General features: G+C 46.1%; 20 protein-coding genes. 8 read left to right on the top strand and 12 right to left on the bottom strand.

Going from position 1 to position 21,897, the window contains the following annotated elements:
• Window positions 1-192: 192 nt before the first annotated feature.
• Both E5331_RS07075 and E5331_RS07070 read left to right on the top strand, forming a co-directional pair.
• The gene (locus E5331_RS07075; RefSeq protein ID WP_123483124.1) at window positions 193-813 is read left to right on the top strand and encodes a sugar O-acetyltransferase; all 621 of its coding nucleotides are present in this window, start codon (window positions 193-195) and stop codon (window positions 811-813) included.
• A gap of 282 nt (window positions 814-1,095) precedes the next feature.
• Window positions 1,096-3,036 carry a glycoside hydrolase family 97 protein gene (locus E5331_RS07070; protein ID WP_123483125.1) on the top strand — a complete coding sequence of 647 codons (1,941 nt, stop codon included), beginning with the start codon at window positions 1,096-1,098 and terminating at the stop codon, window positions 3,034-3,036.
• 184 nt (window positions 3,037-3,220) lie between these two features.
• Here E5331_RS07070 and E5331_RS07065 read toward each other — a convergent pair whose 3' ends face one another.
• From E5331_RS07065 to tilS, 6 genes are all read right to left on the bottom strand, one after another.
• Entirely contained in the window at window positions 3,221-4,324 is a 1,104-nt protein-coding gene (locus E5331_RS07065) for a TlpA family protein disulfide reductase (protein WP_123483126.1), read from the bottom strand.
• Between the two features lie 85 nt (window positions 4,325-4,409).
• A complete protein-coding gene (mnmL, locus tag E5331_RS07060; RefSeq protein WP_123483127.1) occupies window positions 4,410-5,300 on the bottom strand; it encodes a tRNA modification radical SAM protein MnmL/YtqA in 891 nt (296 codons plus the stop codon).
• Window positions 5,301-5,303: 3 nt separating this feature from the next.
• Window positions 5,304-6,365 carry a chorismate synthase gene (gene aroC, locus E5331_RS07055; RefSeq protein WP_123483128.1) on the bottom strand — a complete coding sequence of 354 codons (1,062 nt, stop codon included), beginning with the start codon at window positions 6,363-6,365 and terminating at the stop codon, window positions 5,304-5,306.
• Window positions 6,366-6,454: 89 nt separating this feature from the next.
• Complete coding sequence (gene ybaK, locus E5331_RS07050; RefSeq protein WP_169477658.1) at window positions 6,455-6,937, bottom strand: Cys-tRNA(Pro) deacylase; 483 nt, start codon at window positions 6,935-6,937, stop codon at window positions 6,455-6,457.
• A gap of 6 nt (window positions 6,938-6,943) precedes the next feature.
• Window positions 6,944-9,181, bottom strand: coding sequence for a transcription termination factor Rho (gene rho, locus E5331_RS07045; RefSeq protein ID WP_123483130.1), 2,238 nt, complete (start codon window positions 9,179-9,181; stop codon window positions 6,944-6,946).
• Between the two features lie 369 nt (window positions 9,182-9,550).
• Complete coding sequence (gene tilS, locus E5331_RS07040) at window positions 9,551-10,498, bottom strand: tRNA lysidine(34) synthetase TilS (protein ID WP_123483131.1); 948 nt, start codon at window positions 10,496-10,498, stop codon at window positions 9,551-9,553.
• Window positions 10,499-10,580: 82 nt separating this feature from the next.
• Here tilS and E5331_RS07035 point away from each other — a divergent pair, with 82 nt between their 5' ends.
• The gene (locus tag E5331_RS07035) at window positions 10,581-11,132 is read left to right on the top strand and encodes an NADH peroxidase (protein WP_123483132.1); all 552 of its coding nucleotides are present in this window, start codon (window positions 10,581-10,583) and stop codon (window positions 11,130-11,132) included.
• A gap of 197 nt (window positions 11,133-11,329) precedes the next feature.
• Here the strand turns inward: E5331_RS07035 and E5331_RS07030 are convergent, their stop codons facing one another.
• Genes E5331_RS07030 through E5331_RS07005 form a run of 6 tightly spaced genes read right to left on the bottom strand, consistent with a single transcriptional unit; the run spans window position 11,330 to window position 17,718 of the window.
• Entirely contained in the window at window positions 11,330-12,040 is a 711-nt protein-coding gene (locus E5331_RS07030; protein WP_123483133.1) for a LytR/AlgR family response regulator transcription factor, read from the bottom strand.
• A gap of 36 nt (window positions 12,041-12,076) precedes the next feature.
• Window positions 12,077-13,198 (bottom strand): sensor histidine kinase, encoded by a 1,122-nt coding sequence (locus E5331_RS07025; protein WP_135986270.1) that lies wholly within the window; start codon window positions 13,196-13,198, stop codon window positions 12,077-12,079.
• Window positions 13,191-14,411, bottom strand: coding sequence for an ABC transporter permease (locus E5331_RS07020; protein ID WP_123483136.1), 1,221 nt, complete (start codon window positions 14,409-14,411; stop codon window positions 13,191-13,193). Before E5331_RS07020 ends, E5331_RS07025 begins: the two co-directional genes overlap by 8 nt.
• Window positions 14,412-14,426: 15 nt before the next feature.
• Window positions 14,427-15,170, bottom strand: coding sequence for an ABC transporter ATP-binding protein (locus E5331_RS07015; protein ID WP_123483137.1), 744 nt, complete (start codon window positions 15,168-15,170; stop codon window positions 14,427-14,429).
• Window positions 15,171-15,174: 4 nt separating this feature from the next.
• Window positions 15,175-16,335, bottom strand: a complete 1,161-nt coding sequence (locus E5331_RS07010) for an efflux RND transporter periplasmic adaptor subunit (RefSeq protein WP_123483138.1) — start codon at window positions 16,333-16,335, stop codon at window positions 15,175-15,177.
• A gap of 9 nt (window positions 16,336-16,344) precedes the next feature.
• A complete protein-coding gene (locus E5331_RS07005; RefSeq protein WP_123483139.1) occupies window positions 16,345-17,718 on the bottom strand; it encodes a TolC family protein in 1,374 nt (457 codons plus the stop codon).
• A gap of 358 nt (window positions 17,719-18,076) precedes the next feature.
• Here E5331_RS07005 and E5331_RS07000 point away from each other — a divergent pair, with 358 nt between their 5' ends.
• The 5 genes from E5331_RS07000 to E5331_RS06980 form a co-directional block, all read left to right on the top strand.
• A complete protein-coding gene (locus tag E5331_RS07000) occupies window positions 18,077-18,412 on the top strand; it encodes a nuclease-related domain-containing protein (RefSeq protein ID WP_135986268.1) in 336 nt (111 codons plus the stop codon).
• A 73-nt stretch (window positions 18,413-18,485) separates the two neighbouring features.
• A complete protein-coding gene (locus E5331_RS06995; RefSeq protein ID WP_135986266.1) occupies window positions 18,486-19,523 on the top strand; it encodes a hypothetical protein in 1,038 nt (345 codons plus the stop codon).
• A 151-nt stretch (window positions 19,524-19,674) separates the two neighbouring features.
• Entirely contained in the window at window positions 19,675-20,376 is a 702-nt protein-coding gene (locus tag E5331_RS06990) for an AAA family ATPase (protein WP_123484119.1), read from the top strand.
• 81 nt (window positions 20,377-20,457) lie between these two features.
• A complete protein-coding gene (locus tag E5331_RS20960) occupies window positions 20,458-20,703 on the top strand; it encodes an ATP-binding domain-containing protein (protein ID WP_123484120.1) in 246 nt (81 codons plus the stop codon).
• A gap of 2 nt (window positions 20,704-20,705) precedes the next feature.
• Window positions 20,706-21,897, top strand: a 1,192-nt coding sequence (locus E5331_RS06980; RefSeq protein ID WP_135986265.1) for a hypothetical protein, incomplete at its 3' end; no start/stop codon positions are given.

The following is a 21,897-nucleotide window of genomic DNA, read 5'->3' as shown; positions in this document are numbered from 1 at the left end:
TATAATATTATGACTTAACCCGATTTTAAATGACCTCATCTATCTTATAAAATAAAAATGACCTCAATTGTTCGGCATAGGAGTGATATTTTTTAAGATTATGCTGTGAAGTTTAGACAATTTCTTATGCAAATTTAATTTGAAAATGCTAATTTTGTATCAGTATATTTTTCATATTAAAAATTATGTATTATGACAAATGCACTTAAAAACATATCGGAAGAGGGTATTTTCGGGAGGTTGCAGACGGGATGTTGGCTGTATGGCGGAGCGGGGGACCGACCGGAGGTGTCTGCCGCTTTGAGGAGGTGCGCGGATGCTTGTTTTGAGATTAATTCGTTGCGACTTTCGGATACGGAGAAGCGTAATGGTCTGTTACGTGGTCTGTTGGGGTCTGTGGGTGAACGATTTGTGATAAATGACGGCTTCCGGTGTGACTTCGGTTTTAATATCCATATCGGTGAGAATTTTATAGGTAATTTTAATCTGAGTATCCTTGATGAGGCTAAGGTGACTATCGGTGATAATGTCATGATCGGACCGAATTGCAGTCTGATAACGATAACTCATGCTTTTGATGTGGAGCAGAGGAATAAGGGCGTGATGAAGGCGTCACCGATAAAAATCGGGGATAATGTCTGGATCGCAGCTAATGTGGTGGTACTTCCGGGTGTAGAGATAGGTGATGGTGCCATCATCGGAGCGGGGAGTGTGGTGTCGAAGTCAATCCCTGCTGCGACATTGGCTGTTGGGAATCCGTGTCGTCCGATTCGTGAGATATCGCCCTCAGACCGTGTTGACGTGATGTGCTAAATGGTTTAAGGTTTAATGTTTATGGTTTAAGGTTTAATGTTTATGGTTTAAGGTTTAATGTTTATGGTTTATGATCATTAAATTTTGTATAATGAAAAGATTCGTGGATTTTCGTGAATCTTAAACCTTAAACTATAAACTATAAACTATAAACCATAAACTATAAACCACTAAAGTGCAGCTTGCGAAACTTCAATGATGAGATTATTTTAGACAACTTCAAAGATTATTTGGTTATCTTTGGAATAATTTTACTAAATTTGTAGGAAATTTGTACTAATCATGAAACTCAACAGAATAATTTTATCTTCATTTTTATTGTCGGCACTCTGTGCGCATGGTGCGGTCATAGAGAGCCCTTCGGGGAAGCTGAAAGTGGTAACTTCGATAGATCAGGGTGGTAAGCCTGTCTATTCCGTATATCTTGACGGGAAAACTGTCATAGATAAGGCTCCGGTAGGTATGATCACTGATTTTGTGGATCTTTCGAAGGGTCTGCGTGAGGGTGATGCAAAGATCACCCCGTTTACTAAGGAATATACTCAGGATAAGATCAAGAGGAGCCATATCTCCGTCAACGCCACGAATGCGGTGGTGAAGTATGAGGGGGATGAGGGGAAACGCCTCGATATGGAGTGGCACGTTGCGGATGATGGTGTAGCCTACCGATATAAGGTGCCGCGCCAGAAGGAGCGTGGTTCGATGATCGTGAAGGAGGAGGTGAGTTCGTTCCGTTTCCCTGACGGCACCACAGCATTCCTCACTCCGCAATCAGACCCGATGATCGGATGGAAGCGGACGAAACCGAGTTATGAAGAGTTTTATACTGTGGATGCCCCGATGAATCAGAAATCGGAATATGGTCACGGCTATACATTCCCGGCTTTGTTCAGGACTCCCGACAATGTATGGACATTGGTGACGGAGACAGGGGTAGACGGATATTATTGCGCATCACGTCTGAGCGACTTTAAGGATGGTCTCTATTCGGTGGAGTTCCCGATGCCGGGGGAGAATAATGGCAACGGTTCATCTTCTCCCGGCGTGGCATTGCCCGGTGCGACACCTTGGCGAGTGATGGCTATCGGTGATAATCTCGCACCGATTGTGGAGACTACGCTTCCGTGGGATCTCGTGGATCCGAAGTATAAGACGGCTCGTCCGGCACGTCCGGCAAAGGGGACATGGAGCTGGATTCTCTGGCAAGATAACAGTATTAATTTTGAGGACCAGAAGCGTTATATCGATTTCGCTGCCGAGATGGGTTATGACAATGTGCTGATCGACAACTGGTGGGACAATAATATCGGAGAGAAGAGAATGGAGGAGCTTATCAAGTATGCCCATTCAAAGAAAGTGAACCCGATTCTATGGTATTCCTCATCAGGTCATTGGAACGACATCGAGCAGGGTCCGATCAACAGGATGGATCGCCCGATTGAGCGTAAGAAATGGATGAAATGGATGCACGATAATGGAGTGGATGCAATAAAGGTGGATTTCTTCGGTGGCGATAAACAGGAGACAATGCGTCTTTATGAGGATATTCTAAGTGATGCCGCAGATTATGGCATTGACGTGGTGTTCCACGGATGCACGCTGCCACGCGGTTGGGAGAGGATGTATCCTAATTTTGTAGGTTCGGAGGCAGTTCTTGCATCTGAAAACATGATTTTCTCACAGGATTTCTGCGATAAGGAGGCTCTTCATGCCACTCTTCATCCCTTTATCCGTAACGCAGCGGCTATCATGGAGTATGGTGGTTCGTTCCTCAACAAGCGGATGAATAAGGGTAATGACGGGGGCAATATACGCCGCACCACTGATGCCTTCCAGCTTGCAGTAGCGGTTCTTTTCCAGAATCCGGTGCAGAATTTTGCGTTGGCTCCAAATAACCTGACGGATGCTCCGGCTGTGGCTATTGATTTCATGAAGAGTGTGCCGACCACTTGGGATGACACCAAGTTTATCGACGGTTATCCCGGTAAGTATGCGGTTGTGGCACGCCGTCATGGCGACACGTGGTATGTGGCTGGCGTCAGCAATCTCGATAAACCGGTGAAGCTGGATCTGTCGCTTCCGATGTTTGAGAAAGGTACTAAGTTGACGCTGATCAATGACGATAAGAAAGGTGAGCCTGTGAAGACGGTTGTCACGGTGAAGAATCCGGAGAAGGTGAGCGTGACGCTTAATCCGTCGTCGGGTTTTGTCTTGCAGAATTGATGGATTTTTTTGGGGCTTTTTTGGAGGATTTTTTTGTTGTATCATGATTTAGCATGTTGAAGCATGTTGTAACATTTTTGGCATGGTAAGGCATGAGAGATCATGATGAAGCGGAAATAGAAAGAAGGCTTGCGCTTGGCGCAAGCCTTCTTTCTATTCTATTTTTCTAAATTTTCTTGAGGGATTATTTGCCCATCAGCTCTTTGAGCTTCTCGAAGAAGGCGGGGTCATGACCTACGGTCATGTTTGCAATCTTGCCCTCCGGGTTGATGATGGCTTTTGTCGGGAATCCCTGCACGGCATATTGCTCAAGGAGTGTAGATGTCTCAGGGTTGTAGACGTTGACCCAAGGCAATTCGTATTTTACGAGTCCGTTTTTCCAAGCCTCAACGCTGTCGCCGCAGTCTACGCCGATAATCTCGAGTTCACCCTTGTAGTTTGTATATGCTTCTTTCAGTTCGGGGAATCCCTTTATGCACCATGGGCACCATGTGCCCCAGAAGTCGATGATTACCCATTTCCCCTTGAAATCGGAAAGACTTACTTTCTTGCCGTTCTGGTCTTCGAGAGTGAAGTCGGGAGCCACGACATTGCCGGATGACAGTTCCGCCAGCTTGCGGTCTTTCTCCATTCTTTCCTGCTCGCGGTTGAACTGACGCTGTAGAAGCGGGAAGAGGGGTGACGTCTTTGCTCTTTCGCCAAGATGATTGTAGGCATTGACGAAATCGTCGCCGGAGATGTTCATGAGTGCCACAACAGCGGTGGGCGAGGTAGGATTCTCCTCAACGAAATCCTTTATAGCCTCAATATAGTCGCCATATACCGCCTGCATCTTCTCTCTGTCGGGAGTCGCAGCCTTTGAAAGCTCGTTCATACGGTCGATGAATGGTTTTTCAATAGCCTTCACCTCATTGATCTGGTCGATGAGAGGTGAGCCTGACAATTTATAGTCGAGAGGGTCAGTAGAGGTGATGTCGACGATGATGTTCTCACCGGGGAGTGCATATAGGCTTGCGTATGACCTTTCGCCGAGATGTAGATTGTAGTTGTATCCGCTCTTGTCGGAAGCGATCGGAAGGATTACCTTACCATCTTTCACAGGAGCCTTAGTCACTACTGTGCCTCTTTCGGCGCGGCTTTTAGCCGTAGCGAGATTCTGGATCGTGGTGTAGTCGTAGGTGAGGGAATCGAGGTTGACTCCTTTAGGGATATTAACTGTGATGTCTGCCATTGCTGTCAGCGGCGACATTGTGAGGGCGAGAAGCCCTGCTGCCAATAATTTCTTCATATATTATTATTTTATTTTATGGTCAAAAAATTACAACTTCATAGGTTGAATTTCCGGATGCCGTATACTGAAACTATCTTTTATCTTAACGTTTCTGCCGCGAGATTATTTGGTTAAGGAGGTTCATAAACTGATAGTTTTTCAGTCCCCATTTAGGTTCCACCACCATTTCGGAAGGACTTTGGGAGAGGAAACGCTCTATGATGATATTATCCGGCACGATTGATGCCACTTCCGCACAGAGATCAAGATATTCGTCGAGGGTGTACGGTTTCACGTCGATCTCTCCAGCAATCCATTGACGATGGAGAATGGTGTCTTTCAATATCTGGAGCTGATGCAGCTTGATGGTGTCGATGGGTAGAGAGCAGGCTTTCCTCACGTTTATCAGGACTTGTTCACGGTCTTCTCCGGGCAAACCGGCAATCAGATGTAGTCCGCATCTGATCCCTCTTTGTGCGGCACCGTTCACGGCATTCTCCACATCTTGCCAGGTATGCCGGCGGTTGATGAGCTGCAATGTGGCATCGGAAGATGTCTCGGCACCGATTTCAAGAAATACGGGAGTCTTACGATTCAACTCTTCAAGAAGGTCGAGCACCTGGTCGGGGAGCGTGTCAGGGCGTGTGCCTATCACGAGCCCCACTATGTCCTCAACGCCGATAGCCTCAAGATATAGAGCACGGAGCGAGTCGATGTCTTTGCCGTGGGTGTTGGTATATGATTGGAAATAGGCGAGATACTTCATCTCCGGATATTTCCGGCTGAAGAATGCTTTCCCTTTCTCCAATTGCATAGCCACGGATTCGTGCTGCATGCAGTATGCTGGGGAGAAGGAATCGTTGCGGCAATAGGAGCATCCTCCGGTGCCGATGGTGCCGTCGCGGTTAGGACAAGAAAACCCGGCGTTGACAGAGATTTTCTGCACTTTTACGCCGGGAAATATTCCATTGAGATAATCCGAGTATGTCACCATGATTCAGACGAGATAGTCAGCTAAGACAAGTGCCGTCATTGCCTTCACCACATGCACAGCTCTCACTGCCACGCAAGGGTCATGACGCCCGGCGGGATTAAGCACGGTGGCTTCTCCGGAGGTGTTGACTGTATTCAGCGGCTTCATGAGAGTGGGGGTAGGCTTGAATGCCACTGAGAAGAATATCGGCATACCGTTGGATATGCCCCCCTGTATCCCGCCACTGTAGTTTGTGGCTGTGCGCAGAGGTGCGTCCTTATCATCAGAGGGTAGGAACGTGTCGGCTATCTGGCTCCCTTTTGCCGATGGCGCACGGAAGCCTATGCCATATTCGAAACCTTTGGTGGCATTGATGCTCATCATCGCTCCGGCAAGTGCGGCATGCAGCTTATCGGCTACCGGATTCCCTATGCCCGGGGGCATGCCGGTAATCAGGCAGCTTACTCGCCCGCCTACGCTGTCGCCTGCTATCTTGGTCTCCTTCACAAACTCTTCCATGGCGAGCTTGATGTCGGGATTCACCTCAAGTTTGAAGGGTTTTTCCGGATTGGTCATGAGCCCGTCAAAGATGTCGCCGGCAGTGACCGGACCTACCTGAGTGAGTGCGGTCTCAATCTTTATCCCTTTTGATTCAAGCCATTGGGATGCAAGTGCGCCTGCCACTACCCAGTTGACCGTCTCGCGTGCGCTTGAGCGTCCGCCACCGCGTGCGTCGCGTATGCCGTAACGCTTTATATAGGTGTAGTCGGCATGGTTGGGACGATACACCTTTGCCATCTCGTCATAATCTCCGGAACGATGGTCGGCATTTCTGACGATGAATCCGATGGGGGTGCCCAGTGTTATTCCGTCGGGTGAAATACCTGACAGAAATTCCGGTCGGTCGCTCTCGTTGCGGGCTGTCACAAGGAATGATGAGCCGGGGCGTCGTTTCGCCACTTCTGCGTAAAGAGCATCGAAATCTATTTTAAAACCGGCGGGAAAACCATCGATGACGCCGCCCATTGCGGGTCCGTGGCTTTCTCCGAATGTGGTGAGGGTGAGATTCTTTCCGAAAGTATTCACTTGACGTAATTATTTAGTGAAGTTTATACAACTTCAGTTGAAAAATTCTTGCCGCCTATGTTGCACCGGAACCCTTTGGGGAGGTGGGGTCATTCAATAGTGGCTACCTCAGCAAAAGATGCCTGTGCTGCCTTTGCCAGATCAAGGGGTGAGAGCTTCAGCTGCAGTCCTCGTTTTCCGGCACTCACGTATATGAAGGGGAAATGCTGTGCCTCCTCGCTGATATAGGTGGGGTAGTGCTTCTTCATCCCTATGGCAGTGCAGCCTCCACGTATATATCCGGTGAGAGGGAGAAGCTCCTTCATGGCAATCATCTCCACTTTCTTATTGCCGGATGCCTTTGCTGCCTTCTTGAGGTCGACCTCCCTGTTGCCGGCGACAACACAGACGATTATGCCTGTCTTGTCGCCGCGCAGCACGAGTGTCTTGTATACCTGTTCGATATGTTCGCCGAGTTCTTCAGCCACATGATCGGCAGCAAGATTATCCGGGTCGACGGTATATTCCACCAACTCATATTTAATCTTCAGCCTGTCGAGAATGCGGGCTGCATTTGTCTTCTCGCTCATAATCTATCGTTATTTATCCATAGTGACGAGCAACTCCTCGTTGTTGCGGGTCATCTCCATGCGTTTCTTGATGAACTCCATAGCCTCAAGAGAGTTCATGTCGGCAAGATAGTTGCGGAGCACCCACATTCTGTTGAGAGTCTCCTGAGGAAGGAGAAGATCATCGCGACGGGTGGATGATGCGGTGATGTCAACGGCAGGGAATATGCGCTTGTTGGATAACTTGCGGTCAAGCTGAAGCTCCATGTTGCCCGTGCCCTTGAACTCTTCGAAGATCACTTCGTCCATCTTTGAGGATGTCTCGGTGAGTGCAGTGGCTATGATTGTCAGCGATCCGCCGTTCTCGATGTTGCGGGCAGCACCGAAGAAGCGTTTCGGGCGTTGGAGAGCGTTGGCATCCACACCGCCTGACAGAATCTTGCCGGATGCCGGAGATACGGTGTTGAAGGCGCGTGCAAGGCGAGTGATGGAGTCGAGCATGATCACTACGTCGTGTCCGCATTCCACAAGACGTTTCGCCTTTTCAAGCACGATTCCGGCAATCTTCACGTGGCGTTCGGCAGGCTCGTCGAATGTGGAGGCGATCACTTCCGCATTAACGCTGCGTGCCATGTCGGTCACTTCCTCCGGGCGTTCGTCAATGAGGAGCATGATGATATACGTCTCCGGATGATTCTCGGATATTGCGTTTGCTATATCTTTGAGCAGGATTGTCTTACCGGTCTTTGGAGGCGCAACGATAAGAGCACGCTGACCTTTACCGATAGGCGAGAACATATCGACAACGCGAGTAGATATATTGGCATATCGCCCTTTGGTGATTTCAAATTTCTCATCAGGGAATAGAGGCACGAGGTGCTCGAAGGGCACTCTGTCGCGGACAAGTTCCGGTTCCAGACCGTTGATGGATTTCACCTTCACCAGAGGATAGTATTTGTCGCCTTCAAGGGGTGGACGAATTGATGCTTCTACCACGTCTCCGGTCTTTAGTGCGTATTCCTTTATCTGGTTTTGAGACACGTACACGTCATCCGGGCTGCTGAGATAGTTGAAGTCGCCCGAGCGCAGGAACCCGAAGCCTTCCGGCATAATCTCCAGCACACCGTAAGCATCGAGGATGCCCGACATATCGTATGGAGTGGCGGGTTGCGGCGCGGGGATATTGTTGTAGCCCTGTCGCTGCTGCATCCGCTGCATTTTCTTCATCTGATTTTTCTGCTGCTTTGTGAGCGGCTGCTGTGAAGTGGCACCGGGTTCGCGCATCTGTATGGGCTGCGCTTGCGGAGTGGGGAGAGCTGCCTCTTCCGGGAGGGGAGCTTGCTGAGGTATAGGCTGTTGGACTTGTGTCTGAGGATTGCGGTTATCCTTCTGGTTGTCGCGGTGTCCGCGTGGCGTGAAGGTCTTGCCCTTAGTGGGGCTGAAGAACGATGTCAGAGAAAGACTTTCAGTCTGCCCCGGTTTCTGATTGCGGGGGGTGAATATTTTCAATTTCGGTTTCTCTTCCTGAGTCGCATTGTTGGCATCGGAGTTTCCATCGGTCTTAACTGCATTATCAACCCCAGAGTTCTCTTCAGCAGGAGCATTGGCTTTATCGTCTTGTGCAGCCTCACGAGATATTGGTATCTGATCTGCATTTGCATCATCAGTCACTACTGCGGGTATGGCATCGTCGTTGATCACCATAGGGACCAAATTGTCGGATGAAGATTTCCCTGCCGGCTCATTATCCATTTCGGGAAGATTCTGCTTAACCTCCTCTACAGTAGCCTCTTCCTTGACAGAGGTTTTCTTTGCGCGTTTTTTTGTCTGAGGCGTTGTCGGCATAGTGTCGGGATTCTGGGACATCATATCCGCAGATGCCGGAGCACTCTTTGGCTTTCTGCCTTTCCGTTTAGGAGTGGGCAGTTCGGCGGGAACGAATGAAACGTATTCTTCTGATTCAGAATCTAAGGCATTTGTATCATGTTTGTCAGCCTGTTTTGGCGAGCTTTTAGCTGCTTTTCCATCGGATGATGGGTCGGCAACTTTCTTCGTCTTTTTCTGACGGGGCTCTTTGACTTTAGTAGTCTTCTTCTTTTCGCTGCTTTTAGATACAATGTCTTTTGCAGAAGAGACAGCCTGCTGGTCAAGAATCGCTTCGATAATTTCGTCGCGAGATGCGGATGCCGCCTTTTTTATACCCATGGCTTCAGCCGTTTCTTTAATCTGAGCCTCGTCCATGGCATCTAAGTCATTGATGTGGAACATAAAAAGGGATTATGTTATAGGATAGTCATCAGAAACTTTCCGAAATACAGGGGGAATCACCCTATATAACATAAGCATTTTAATATTATAATGCCACTTAAAGAAGTTAATACTACTTCATAGTTAATACTACTTCATAAGGAGAAAGTCGGAAAGTTGATGAGGAATTTATTTTTTTTGATGAGAAGTGTCAAGGTCGTTGTCTTGATCTGTTATCCTGTCCATTATCAATGGGTAGATAATGGTAATCAGATAAAAGTGATTAAGTGAGTTGACAACGTCCGTTGTGGTGTCCGGAAATGTCTGGAACCGTTAATTGTTTTGCAAATTTAGATAAAAAATCCAAAAGTCACAAATTTAAAACAATATTTACTCAAAAAAGTTGGAATAAAGTTTGCGGTTACGCAGTGTAAGTGTGCCACCGCGCAGTTTCCAGCATCGTTTGTCGGGTTTGTCGGCGATGATTGCGCTCACCACTTCAGCTGCGGTGGTGGTGAATGGCAGCAGAGGCTCGATATATCGTCTGACGAGGAGTTGGGGGGCGGGGAACGACATCACGGTCTCTGCAGAGAGCGGTTCGCCTGGGGGAGGAAGCAATGATTCAGTGGCTTCGTTCACCACGGCATTCTCGCTGCGGATAAGTGCAATACTCCGGTCGAGCGACTTGTCGAACCCTTTCCATTCCTCACGCAGAAGGGGTATGATGCGGTTGCGGAGGTAGTTTCTACGATAGTCGCAGCTGAGATTGGAGGAGTCGGTGATATATTCTATCCCTTTCTCCTTTAGATATGCCTCTATCTGTGGGCGGTGGAATGAAAGGAGCGGACGCCAGATTGATCCGGTGTCGGGAATCATACCTTTCAGTCCGGAGGTGCCGGAGCCTCTGAGCAGGTTTAGGAGAAGTGTCTCGATATTGTCGTCGGCGTTGTGTCCGGTCACTATCCTGTCGCATTTTTCTGCTGCCCGAATCTCTTCAAACCATCCATATCTCACTTCCCGACATGCCATCTCAACTGAATATCCCGGATTTTTTTTCAAAAAATTCGGAATGTCGAAATCTTTTATAAGGAGTTGAGCGTTTAATATATGACAGATATTCTCTACGTGCCGTTGGTCGCGCATGCTTTCTTCACCCCGGAGGTGGAAATTGCAGTGTGCGGCAATTATTATGGCTCCAGTAGAGGATAGAGCTGAGAGGAGAGCCACGCTGTCGGCTCCGCCGCTCACGGTCACGAGTAGTTTTGAGAAATTTTTCTCACGAATTTCCTTCCGGAAATATTTTTCAATATTATTTAACTTTTCTTTTGTTGCACTCATGGTGCGAATTTAAGAAAAAATTTGTAATTTTGTATAACGAAGAAAGAATAACATATAACTCAAAAACTAAATAACTATTATTATGGCAAAAGAATGGATCTGCACAATATGCGGATATGTAGCAGAAGGCGAAGAGGCACCTGCAAAATGCCCACAGTGTGGCGCACCGGCTTCTAAGTTCAAAGAACTCGATCAGAAGGCTCTTCTTCAGTTCGTGACAGAGCATGAGATCGGCGTGGCAAAAGGCTGCGACGAGGAGATGATCAAGGATCTCAACAACCACTTCACCGGTGAGTGCACAGAGGTAGGTATGTATCTTGCAATGTCTCGTCAGGCTGATCGCGAGGGTTATCCTGAGGTGGCTGAGGCTTTCAAGCGTTATGCTTGGGAAGAGGCTGAGCATGCTGCTAAGTTTGCTGAGCTCCTCGGCGACATGGTATGGGATACCAAGACTAACCTTGAGAAGCGTATGCACGCAGAGGCTGGTGCAAATGCTGACAAGATGCGTATCGCTAAGAACGCTAAGGCTCAGAACCTTGACGCTATCCACGACACAGTTCATGAGATGGCTAAGGATGAGGCTCGCCACGGTCAGGGCTTTGCCGGTCTTTACAACCGCTATTTCGGCAAGTAAATACATCAAGCACATCAGTCTTGATATATCAAGCACATTAGAATTAAACATCATGCACAAAATATACTGTGCATGATGTTTTTTTATTATGTGCATTAATTATACATCAAGCACATTATGTTTTGACATTATGCACAGTATATTTATGTGCATGATATATTGTTATTGTGTGCATATTGTGTGCATGATGTATCTGGTTAGTTACGTAGGCGGTCGAGAAATTCGTCGCGTTTTGATTCGGAGATGGGGATGTAGGTCTTGCCGAATACTATGCGGTTGCGTTCCACGATCTCTATGCGGCGGAGGTTGACGATGAAGGAACGGTGCACGCGCATGAATATGTCGGAGGGGAGTGTCTCTTCCAATTCCCGCATACTCATAAGGCTGCTGACCGGTTCGCCATCGGTGCGATAGAAGATTACGCGGTCTTTCTGCACTTCGATGTATCGGATTGAATCCATTCTCATCTGTATGAGCCGATAGTCGGCTTTTACGGTCAGCATGTCGGGCACGCTTTTTGTCTGGCTTGCCATGGCATCACGCATCGTCTGCCATTCGATGGCCTTGCCGACGGATTTCATGAAGTCGGCATAACTCACGGGTTTCAGCAGATAGTCGAGGGCGTTAACCTTGAAGCCGTCGAGGGCATATTGCTCGTAGGCTGTGACGTAGATGATGCGCGTATGTGTAGGGATAAGACTTGCGAACTCTATGCCGTTGAGCATCGGCATGTTGATGTCGAGGAATATGATGTCGAGATTATCCTCCATTACGCTCTTGACAGCTTCGGCTGCCGATTCGAAACTCCCTTCCAGAGAGAGAGCCGGTGTTTTCTCCACGTAACATTTTATGAGTTCGCGTGCCAATGGCTCGTCATCTATGATTGCGCATTTTAGTTTCCTGTTCATGATATTTCTCAATAAATATTACTGACTATGATTGGATTATTGGTTTGGTTTCTGAGTGCCTCTTGCGGAGACGGTCATTGCTGTTTTTGCGATAGTTATACGTGCATGGAAAATACCACCTTCCTTTTTAAGTGTAAGGGAGTGTACGCCGGGATATATCAGCCTTAACTGTCGCTCCACGTTTGTCAAGCCTACGCCGGATTCCCCATTGCTCATCGATGGGCGTGTGGCGGTATCGCCACAGGAGTTTTCCACCCGGCATATCACGCTGTCTTCATCCGTGGATATGGCAATGGATATGAAGGCTCCATTTCCGTTGTCGGCTACATGCTTGAATGCGTTCTCCACCAAGGTCAGGAATAACAGGGGGGCTATCGTCAGCCCTTCACTTCCCGAAGTGGTTATGGCGCAGTCAAGTCTGATGCCACTGCTGAGACGAAGTTTCATAAGCTCGACATAATCGGAGATGAACTGCATCTCTTTCTGTAATGGCACGAATGAGTTGGCGGCATCGTATATCATGAAGCGTAGCATCCCGCTCAGGTCATGTAGTGCTTTCTGCGCACGTTCTGGAGAGATTGCGATGAGGGCATATATGTTGTTGAGAGAGTTGAAGAGGAAATGGGGATTGAGCTGTGCCTTAAGGCTTTTCAATTCAATGCGGCGTTGTTCGGCTTCAAGTTCCAATCTTTTACGGCGCATGTTCTCGCGGTCTTGTGCAAGGCGCAAGGCGTAGGCGAGGGCGATGGAAAGCACCATCATTATTCCGTCTCTCACCACGAATCGCAGATACCCCATAAGGTATTGACCTATAGAGAGACTGAGGTTTTCGAGATGACGCGGGCGGGGGAGTCCGCCGTGGGTCTCAAACCATAACGGCACCAATCCGCACGCTGCCGTCACAATCACTGCATTGAGGATGAAGAACATCACTTTCTTATTCGACCGGAAGAATGAATAGGGCACTATCCAGAAATAGTTGACGCAGAATATCAGCGTGTAGAGCGTAGCCATGACGATGCTGAATATTGTCCATATTCCAGGCTCGTCATCATGCCCGTATATCGCCAGCACTGATGGGAAATAGAAAAGCAGGAACGACAACAGTATTGCTGTCGCCGTCCCTGCGAAATTAGACCTGACTTTCTCGTTATTCATATCTGATTGCTTCTATTGGATCAAGATTTGATGCTTTTGCAGCGGGATAGAATCCGAAGATTATGCCTATCACGGTGCAGACTGCGAAGGAGAGTATCACTGAGCCGGGATCGATCTGCACGGGCCAGTGGGCAAGCAGTTTGATCATCCATGTGGCTATTGCTCCGGTGATTATGCCGAGTATGCCACCCGTCACGGATATTATGACCGCCTCGATGAGAAACTGTGTCATGATGTCGCGTCCTGTCGCCCCGATACTCATTCGCAGACCGATCTCACGGGTGCGTTCCGTGACGCTGACTATCATGATGTTCATGATGCCGATGCCTCCGACGAGGAGTGATATGCCAGCCACGCAAGCCAGCAGCACGGTCATCATCGAAGACGTGGAGGAGATCATCTGTGCGAGCTCCTGCATGGAGCGTATCGTGAAGTTGTCCTCCTGATCGTCGCGCAGCTTGTGTTGGGTGCGCAGTATGTCGGTGATTTCCGCTATGGTCTCATCCGTGCGGTTCTCATCCACGGCAGATGCCTGAATGCCTTGCAGATAGTCGATGGCGAGCATACGCTTCATGACGGTGGTGTAGGGCACGAGCGCAAGGTCGTCCTGATCCTGACCCATTGTGTTGTAGCCCTTCTCGTCGAGTATGCCGATTACGGTGAGTGGGATTGAGCCGAATCTCACCACTTTCCCGATAGGGTCACTGCCGTCGGGGAAAAGGTTGTCGACAAGGGTCTTTCCCAACACGCATACCTTTGCAGCCGTCTTCACATCCTGCTCGGTAAACATCTCTCCTTTATTTACCTTACGTTGACGTATGTCAAGATATTGTGTGTTGACCCCTTGCGCCTGTGAAGGATAGTTGTTGTTGCCGTTCACCCATTGTCCGGAGGAGGATACGGTAGGTGTGATGTTGGCTATGCCGGAGGCTTGGTTCACGATGGCATCATAGTCGGCAGGCTTCAGCGTCTGCATGTCGTCGCTGCTCTGTCGCACTCCGCCGCGACGTTCCGCACCGGGCATTATCATTATCATGTTGCTGCCCATCTCGGAGATCTGCGCCTTTATAGAGTTTTTCGATCCCTGTCCGATAGCGAGCATGGCTATGACCGCGCCCACTCCGATGATCACTCCGAGCATGGTGAGGAAACAGCGCATCTTGTTGTTGCCAAGAGCCTTTATGGCAATCTTGAAAAGATTCTGAACGTTCATGGTTGCATGCTGTTGTCAGTCGTTTTCCGCCGGAAGGTTTCGGTAGACTTCCTCTGCCGACTGAATGTCGTTGTTATATTCGTCGCTCACTATATGCCCGTCGCGCAGCGTTATGTTGCGCGATGAGTAGAGTGCGATTTCCGGGTTATGGGTCACGAAGATGATGGTCTTCCCCTCCTTGTAGAGACGCTGGAAAAGGGTCAGTATGGAGAAGGATGTTCGGGTGTCGAGGTTTCCGGTTGCCTCGTCGGCAAGCAGGATGACGGGATTGTTGACCAATGCACGGGCTATCGCCACACGTTGCTGTTGACCTCCCGACATCTGATTGCTCTTGTGATACAATCTCTCGCCCAGTCCCACTTCGCGGAGACAACGCTCCGCACGTTGCGCACGTTCCTTCGCGCTGACCGATGAGTTGTAGAGCAGAGGCAGCTCAACGTTTTCAAGGGATGTGGTCTTGGGCAGGAGGTTATAGTTCTGGAATATGAACCCTATCTTGCGGTTGCGTATCTTGGCACGCTCGTTTTTCCCCATACCTCTTACGGGAATACCGTCGAGATAGTATTCTCCGGAGGTCGGTGTGTCAAGACATCCCAAAGTGTTGAGGAGGGTGGATTTGCCGGATCCGGAAGTACCCATTATTGTGACGAACTCACCTTCGTAGATCGTGAATGACACTCCTCGGAGGGCTTTGACCGTCTCATCACCCACTTTGAAATATCGTTTGATATTATCTAATCGTATAATCTCTTTGGGCATGGTCTTATCTCTTTCTGTTGGCACCCGGAGGTTTGGGCATGAACGGATTCTCTTCACCTTGCCCCTCTTTCTGGGGCTGCATCATCTGTAGATGGTATTGTAGTGCCACCTTGTCGCCGGGTTTAAGCCCTGTTTTTATCTGCTGATATACGCTGTTTGACACGCCAAGTTCCACGTCTGTCTGCACGAGGTCATTTCCGCGCACCACCCACAGGGTGTGTTTGCCCGGTTCGGACAACGGTTTCGGTTGCGGCAGTTTGTCATCCTCGCCGGCAGGCGTCGGTTGGAATTTCAAGGCTTTGAGGGGCACGGCGGTCACGTCGTTAAGCTCAAGGGTGTAGATCGTCAGATTGGCGGTCATGCCCGGTATGAGCTTGTGTTCGGGATTTGCCGCACCTACGATCACTTCGTAGGTCACGACGTTGTTGGTGGTGGTAGGGTTGATGCGCACTTGCGTCACGGTTCCGTCAAACGTATCATCGGGGTAGGAGTCTACGGTAAATGTAACGTGTTGACCTACTTTTACCTGACCTATGTCTGCTTCATCGACAGCACCTACCACCTGCATATTGTCAAGATCGGCGATTACGTATAGATTCGCAACGTTCATGCTTGACACGACAGTCTGACCGACTTCCACTTCTCGCGATACGACAATACCGTCAATAGGGGAGTAGATCTCTGCATAGTTAAGGTTTTTGGCGGCTCTCACCCGGTCTGCCTGAGTCTTTTCGTAGCTCAGACGCGCCACATCGAAATCCTTCTTTGAGGTCTGGAATTCATAATCCGATATAAGTTGCTCATCATGGAGAGCCTTATCCCGCTCATAATTCTTCTTGGCATATTCATAATTAGCCTTAGCGGATGCCATTGAAGCGTCGGCACTTTTCAACTCGCTGTCAAGAAGCGTCTTCTCAATCTCTGCAAGGAGTTGTCCTTTCGTCACGGTATCGTTATAATCCACGTATAGCTTATCTATGATACCTGTGACCTGGGTGCCTACGTCGACCGATGTCACCGACTCCATAGTGCCGGTGGCAGTGACTATTTCCGACATGGATGTCGGCTCCACTGTATAAGTCTCAAGTTCCATCCGTGGCTTCTCGGAACATGAGGTGACAGCCATCACTATTGCGGCTGCCGGCATAAAGTTGATATATCTCATATAAATTATTTACATCACCACCTCTTTCGTGGCATAATAATTGATTGTCTTATTCGCCAATATAGCCATATACTTGCTTTGCAGAAGTTCCAGCTTGGCATTAAGTAGATTATTGTGTGCGGAGAGCAATTCCTGGGGATTGACGAGACCGAGCTCAAACTGCCGGTTGACGAGATCATCCGTCAGACGGGTGGATTCAAGCTGGATAAGTCCGGAGTCATATTTCGCCTTGGCATTAGTCGCGTCGATGTAAAGGCTCTCTATAGTCTGAGAAAGGTCGTCGAGGAGCGTTTTCTTAGTCAGGTCGTACTCCATCTCTGCAAGTTTCGCTTTCGCAACGGCTCTTTTTGTGGAATTACCGTCAAAGATAGGTATGCTTATGTTGACTCCGATATTCTCATTGAAGTTATGTCCCATCTGGGTGCCCCACGCGCTCCCACCGGAATTATAATCGGAACCTATTCCTCCTGAAAGGGATATAGTAGGCTTATTGCCGGCCTTGGCAATCTTCACGTCGTTGGCATATATCTCCTTGTTCAGCTCATTGCTCCTTATACCGGGAAGCCAGGCGGATGCGATGGAGAATGTCTCCGATTTTGAGGGAACAGGTTGTGTTATCTCGGAATCGGGGAAACTTACGTCGGCTATCTCCATGTCGTAGTCAAGACCAAGTTCAAGAATCTTCTTCAGATTCATCTTGGCATTCTTGAGATTGCTCCGGGCCTGCACGAGATTGTAGGAATCCTGTGCCATCTGGCTCTCTATCTGGGCATAATCCACTTTTGAGGTGCGTCCCGATTCCATCAGCCGTTTTGCGCGTTTGGTCTGGGAAGTACTCACCTCAAGAGTCTGTTCTGCGATTGTGACCGCCTCCTTGGCATACATTATGTTGAGGTAGGCCTGAAGGATGCCGAGTTTGAGTGTTTTCACAACGTCTTCGCCTGCGAGTGCCTGCTGGCGTTGCAATATCTTTGAGGATTCAAGACGATATTTTCTCACGTTGCCTTCCCATACGGTCCAGTTGGCATTTATGCCGTAGCTGCTTCCGTAGGTGTTGGCGTTCATCCCTTTTTCGGGAGAGGGATAGTTGGTGAATGACTGGTTTGTTGAGAATCCCACGGTAGGTAGCCATGCATCCTTAGCCGAAGCGATATCCTGGTCCGCCTGTAGGATGTTGAGCAGCGTGCGTCGTATGTCGGTGGTGTTGGCAGTAGCCCAATTAATGCAGTCGTCGAATGTCCATACAGAGGGCATCTGCATTGTGGGAGCTGCCACCACCATTTCCGCCGACAATTCTGTCGGCTTGCTCTCCTGCGCGTTGCCGATAAACGGCGAAAGCAACGCTGGGAATATCAGAAGAGGGTATGTGGAAGTTACTTTCATAAAATTGTGTAGGTTTCAGATATATATAAATCCGGAAAACTTCTTTAAGCCTTGACATTTGAAGTTATCCGGATGCAAAATTATAAACCACATTGTCAACATTAAAGCAAAGTCGCTACATACGCCCAAAAGCGGTATAGAAAGTGATAAAACGTCGGTGAAAGTCGCTTCGACCCTCCAAATGTTAAAATAGATTAAGACTCTCCTCAAATCATTTATCGTAGATTCTTATCTATACATGCAAGCGTTTACAATATTTTATGTATCTTTGTAGCCAAAACTGACAATTTTTTTAATGAAAAAGTCAGTACAGAAATGGAGACCGTTCAATTTACATAAATAGTATTGATTTTTTGCAATGGGAGGACTTTTAGCATTCAGAGTCGAAAACTTTAATACGACAGCAGAACGTGAGCAGTTTCGGTTTCTCTGTGAGCAACTCAAAGCTCAGTATGAGGACTCGAATGAGTTCTGTGTGTTCGCAGGCAATTATAATATTGGATGCGAGTTAGATGCGATCTTTATAAAGAAGGATGCTATTATTTCTATAGGATTCAAAAATTATGGAGGTAATGTAATTGCCAATGAAAATGGAGAATGGACATGCGATGGTAAAATTATTAAGGATGGTTCGAGAAAGACTGTCCTTCAACAATCTAGGATAAATCATTCTACAGTAAAAAAAAGAACTTAAAGCCTTAGGCGTTGAAAAAAATCAAATTAAGGACGTACCACACCTTATTATTTTTCATCAACCGATAGAGTTGGTGAACAATTTAAGTGCCATCAACAAGTCTTGGCTTCACATTACAGATAACGAACATTTCATTGAAAAGTTGGATGACATCACTTGTCCTCATACCGACTTTGATCCATTCGGAATCGTTAATCTTGCGGAAACTCTCAACTTAAGTCCTTTCTACCTGACGGAATTCAGCAATGCTACTTATGATAAAACTACGACACCTCTTGATAATTTTCAGTTATTTGAGGATATTAAAACTTATGAGGAGCAACAGAATAATTTCACTATTTTAGAAGAGGGAAAAGAACCTTTTGGAACAAATTCTATTGAAGGGACAACTGATAATAATAATTTTCCTAATAAATCCGCACAATTGGCATTTGAAACTAACGAAAAGATAATGCCATTAAAGGGATATTCAGAACAAATCATTAATGCTGTTTGGGGAAATAATGAAATGAAGGTAAATATTATGTGTTATGATAATTTTTGCTTAGCATTCCCTCTATTGGCTCCTAAAATCAATCAAGAACATTTGGTTATAGTAGAAGGAGATTATACAGAGGAAGAACGACTACATTTACAACGTTTTCTTAAGAAGGAGGTTTTTATTATCTCCGAAAAGATGTTTGGTTGGCAAATGGGCGAATACAAAGGAAGCACAAAAAATGCAATGGCGACAGTTACCCCTGTTCAACAGGTTCAGATAACTCCTTTAGATTTCCCTATAGTATATTCATTACCTCAATGGGTTGATGATTTAATCTTTGATGAATTAAAGGCAGAATATGCACCAGATCATATAAGGTTTGAATACAATCTGAATTTGGACAGTAAAGAAGTACTCACTTATCTTGGAACTTATTTTCCAAGAAGCTATGCTGAAGTATACCACCTTTTTAGTAAATTGCTTTTTGCAAAAGAACAAAAAACATTCATGGGTGAGAAGAATACGTTGAATATTCTTGATTTGGGTTGTGGTACAGGGGGAGAGATATTGGGGCTTCTGAACTATATGTCAGAGAAATGGCAACAAATGTTTAAAAGGTTGTTTCTTTAAAGAAGAGATAAAAGTGAATCATTCCAGAAAAAACAATGATATTAGCAAAATCGTTTTTCGCTTTATATCACATAGACAATTACTCAATATATTTGAGAACAATAACGTAGCAAACAACATACAGTGTAAAATAAATTAAATCACAATAAATATGGCAGATTTTGATTCTGAATTTTTCATAGACTACTCTAGTCTCGATGATTTTCATAGACAACTTATTGATAGAAAAAACAACAAGTCAATGGTCGTTTCTGGAAGTGCAGGAAGTGGAAAATCGTTGATAGCTCTTCACAAAGCAAAACAAATTGCGGCGTTAGGTGAAAGCTATACAATAATTGTATACACAAAATCCCTGCGAAAATACTTTGAAGATGGATTGCGCAAACTGGGGTTGAAGAATGTATTCCATTATCATCAGTGGCGTCATAACCAACACAAGGTTAAATATCTGATTGTAGATGAATGCCAAGATTTCACCAAAGAAGAAATTGAAGAGATGAAGCAATATGGCGAGCATTGTTTATTCTTCGGAGATTCTGCACAATCAATAATGGGTTTTGGAAATCGTTCTGAAACTCAAACAATTGAGAAAACTGCATCAGATATGGGTATAGCTCCAGACCCATTGTATTTTAATTATAGATTAACAGAGGAAATTGCTGCGTTAGGAGAAAGAGTCGGAAACGTTGAAGACCTTGTTATCAAATGCAAACGTAAGGGTGAGAAGCCAAATCTAATAGCTGCCAGCAGTTATGATGAACAGCTTGATAAGATAGCTGAGATTATAAAGAATAGGTCGTTAACTAATGTCGGCATACTTCTCCCCTTCAATACAGAAGATAAAGGAGAATAGTCTGTAGAGTATGTTAAAGATTATCTAAAACGTAAAGGTGTAACCTGTGAGTTTAAGTATAACGCTAATCAGGATACAGAGATGGATCTTGACTTCCATTCTTCAAACCCCAAGATAATGACTTGGTGGTGTGCGAAAGGATTGCAATTTAAGGATGTTTTCATTCCTGGTTGTGAAAAAAGAACAGATAAGAGAGCGGCATTATATGTGGCTATGACAAGATGTAGCGAAAGATTATATTTGGGGTATACTTCCAGCTTATCTTCTTTGTTCCCATCACAAACAGATTCTGTTTACAATAATAATGACGATATAGAAGTTATCTAAAGATGAAATTATTTATACCAACAACAACCTTGAACATTGACAATATACTCTCTACAGAGTGTATTGCTCCATTGGCTTTTTACAAGGGGCGAGAGTATGGATATAACCAATTTTATAAGATTGATTGTATGCCATATTCAAATGTTCAATTGTGTTTTTCAAAAGTTCCGCATTTTGAAATAAATGATATCGAACACCATAGTTTCCCTTTGGTATTAGAAGTGACAATATCTGATAATAATGGCCAATTTAAACAAATTAAAGACATTGATGGTGTCAAAGTGTATCAGACCGATGATATTGTGCGCCTTACGCCTTATAACACTAGAGTACTATTCTATAATCCAACAGCTCTAAATACGGCTAAATTAAGTTGTTCTGATAGCCTAACAAATAAACTAGGAGATAGATATAGCTTTAATCTCTGTCATCCAGAATTTGACTTAGTGTCATTTATTTGTAGGGTCAAAATTGACGATTTTTGTACTGGATATAATGAGAAAGTGCTTCAAGATAATAGGCTTAATAAAGTCAAAGGCTTTATATTTGGCTATTACCTTGGTGTTGCCAAGTCCCTCTCTACAAATAGTGCGAAACTTTTGAAAATTCAAAAGCGTATTTATGATATAATTGCAGCCATAAAAAACGATGGTGGTTACAATAGCTCTGCTTCAATTGAAGAGTTGTCACAACTTGATGCGGAGTATAAAAGAAACGACCCTACAATGAGGCAATGTAAAGAGAAATGGAATAAATACCTTGAAAATTTGCATATTCCGTTTGAATCTATGGAAACTGTTCTAAAAGATTTTGATGAGAACGATGGTATTAAGACTTCTTTTATGAGAAAAAATGGCTTTGTACCGAGTGTGTCATTAATGCAGTATGGCTTCTATAATTTAGAAGGATATCGGAATGCACTAACCACATATACAACATCAATAGTAAACTCTGATAGAAAGAAACTACTTGACAAGTTTACCGATTCAATCAAATTGACCTTTGATCTTGCCCCATCATATGAAACATGTATGCTTGCAAAGGAAGATGAGAATACAACACTATTCAATAAATTTATTGACCGAATTTTGTGGAGAGACCAATGTCCGACACCTGAAACACTAAGAACCGAACGATTTAGAGGTTGTTTAAAAATTATTGTTAACAGAGGTGAGTTTTCGGAGCGTCAACACC

It is taken from the genome of Lepagella muris, assembly GCF_004793975.1.
GTDB classification, from domain to species: domain Bacteria; phylum Bacteroidota; class Bacteroidia; order Bacteroidales; family Muribaculaceae; genus Lepagella; species Lepagella muris.
This window is presented reverse-complemented; position numbering and strand designations above follow the sequence as displayed.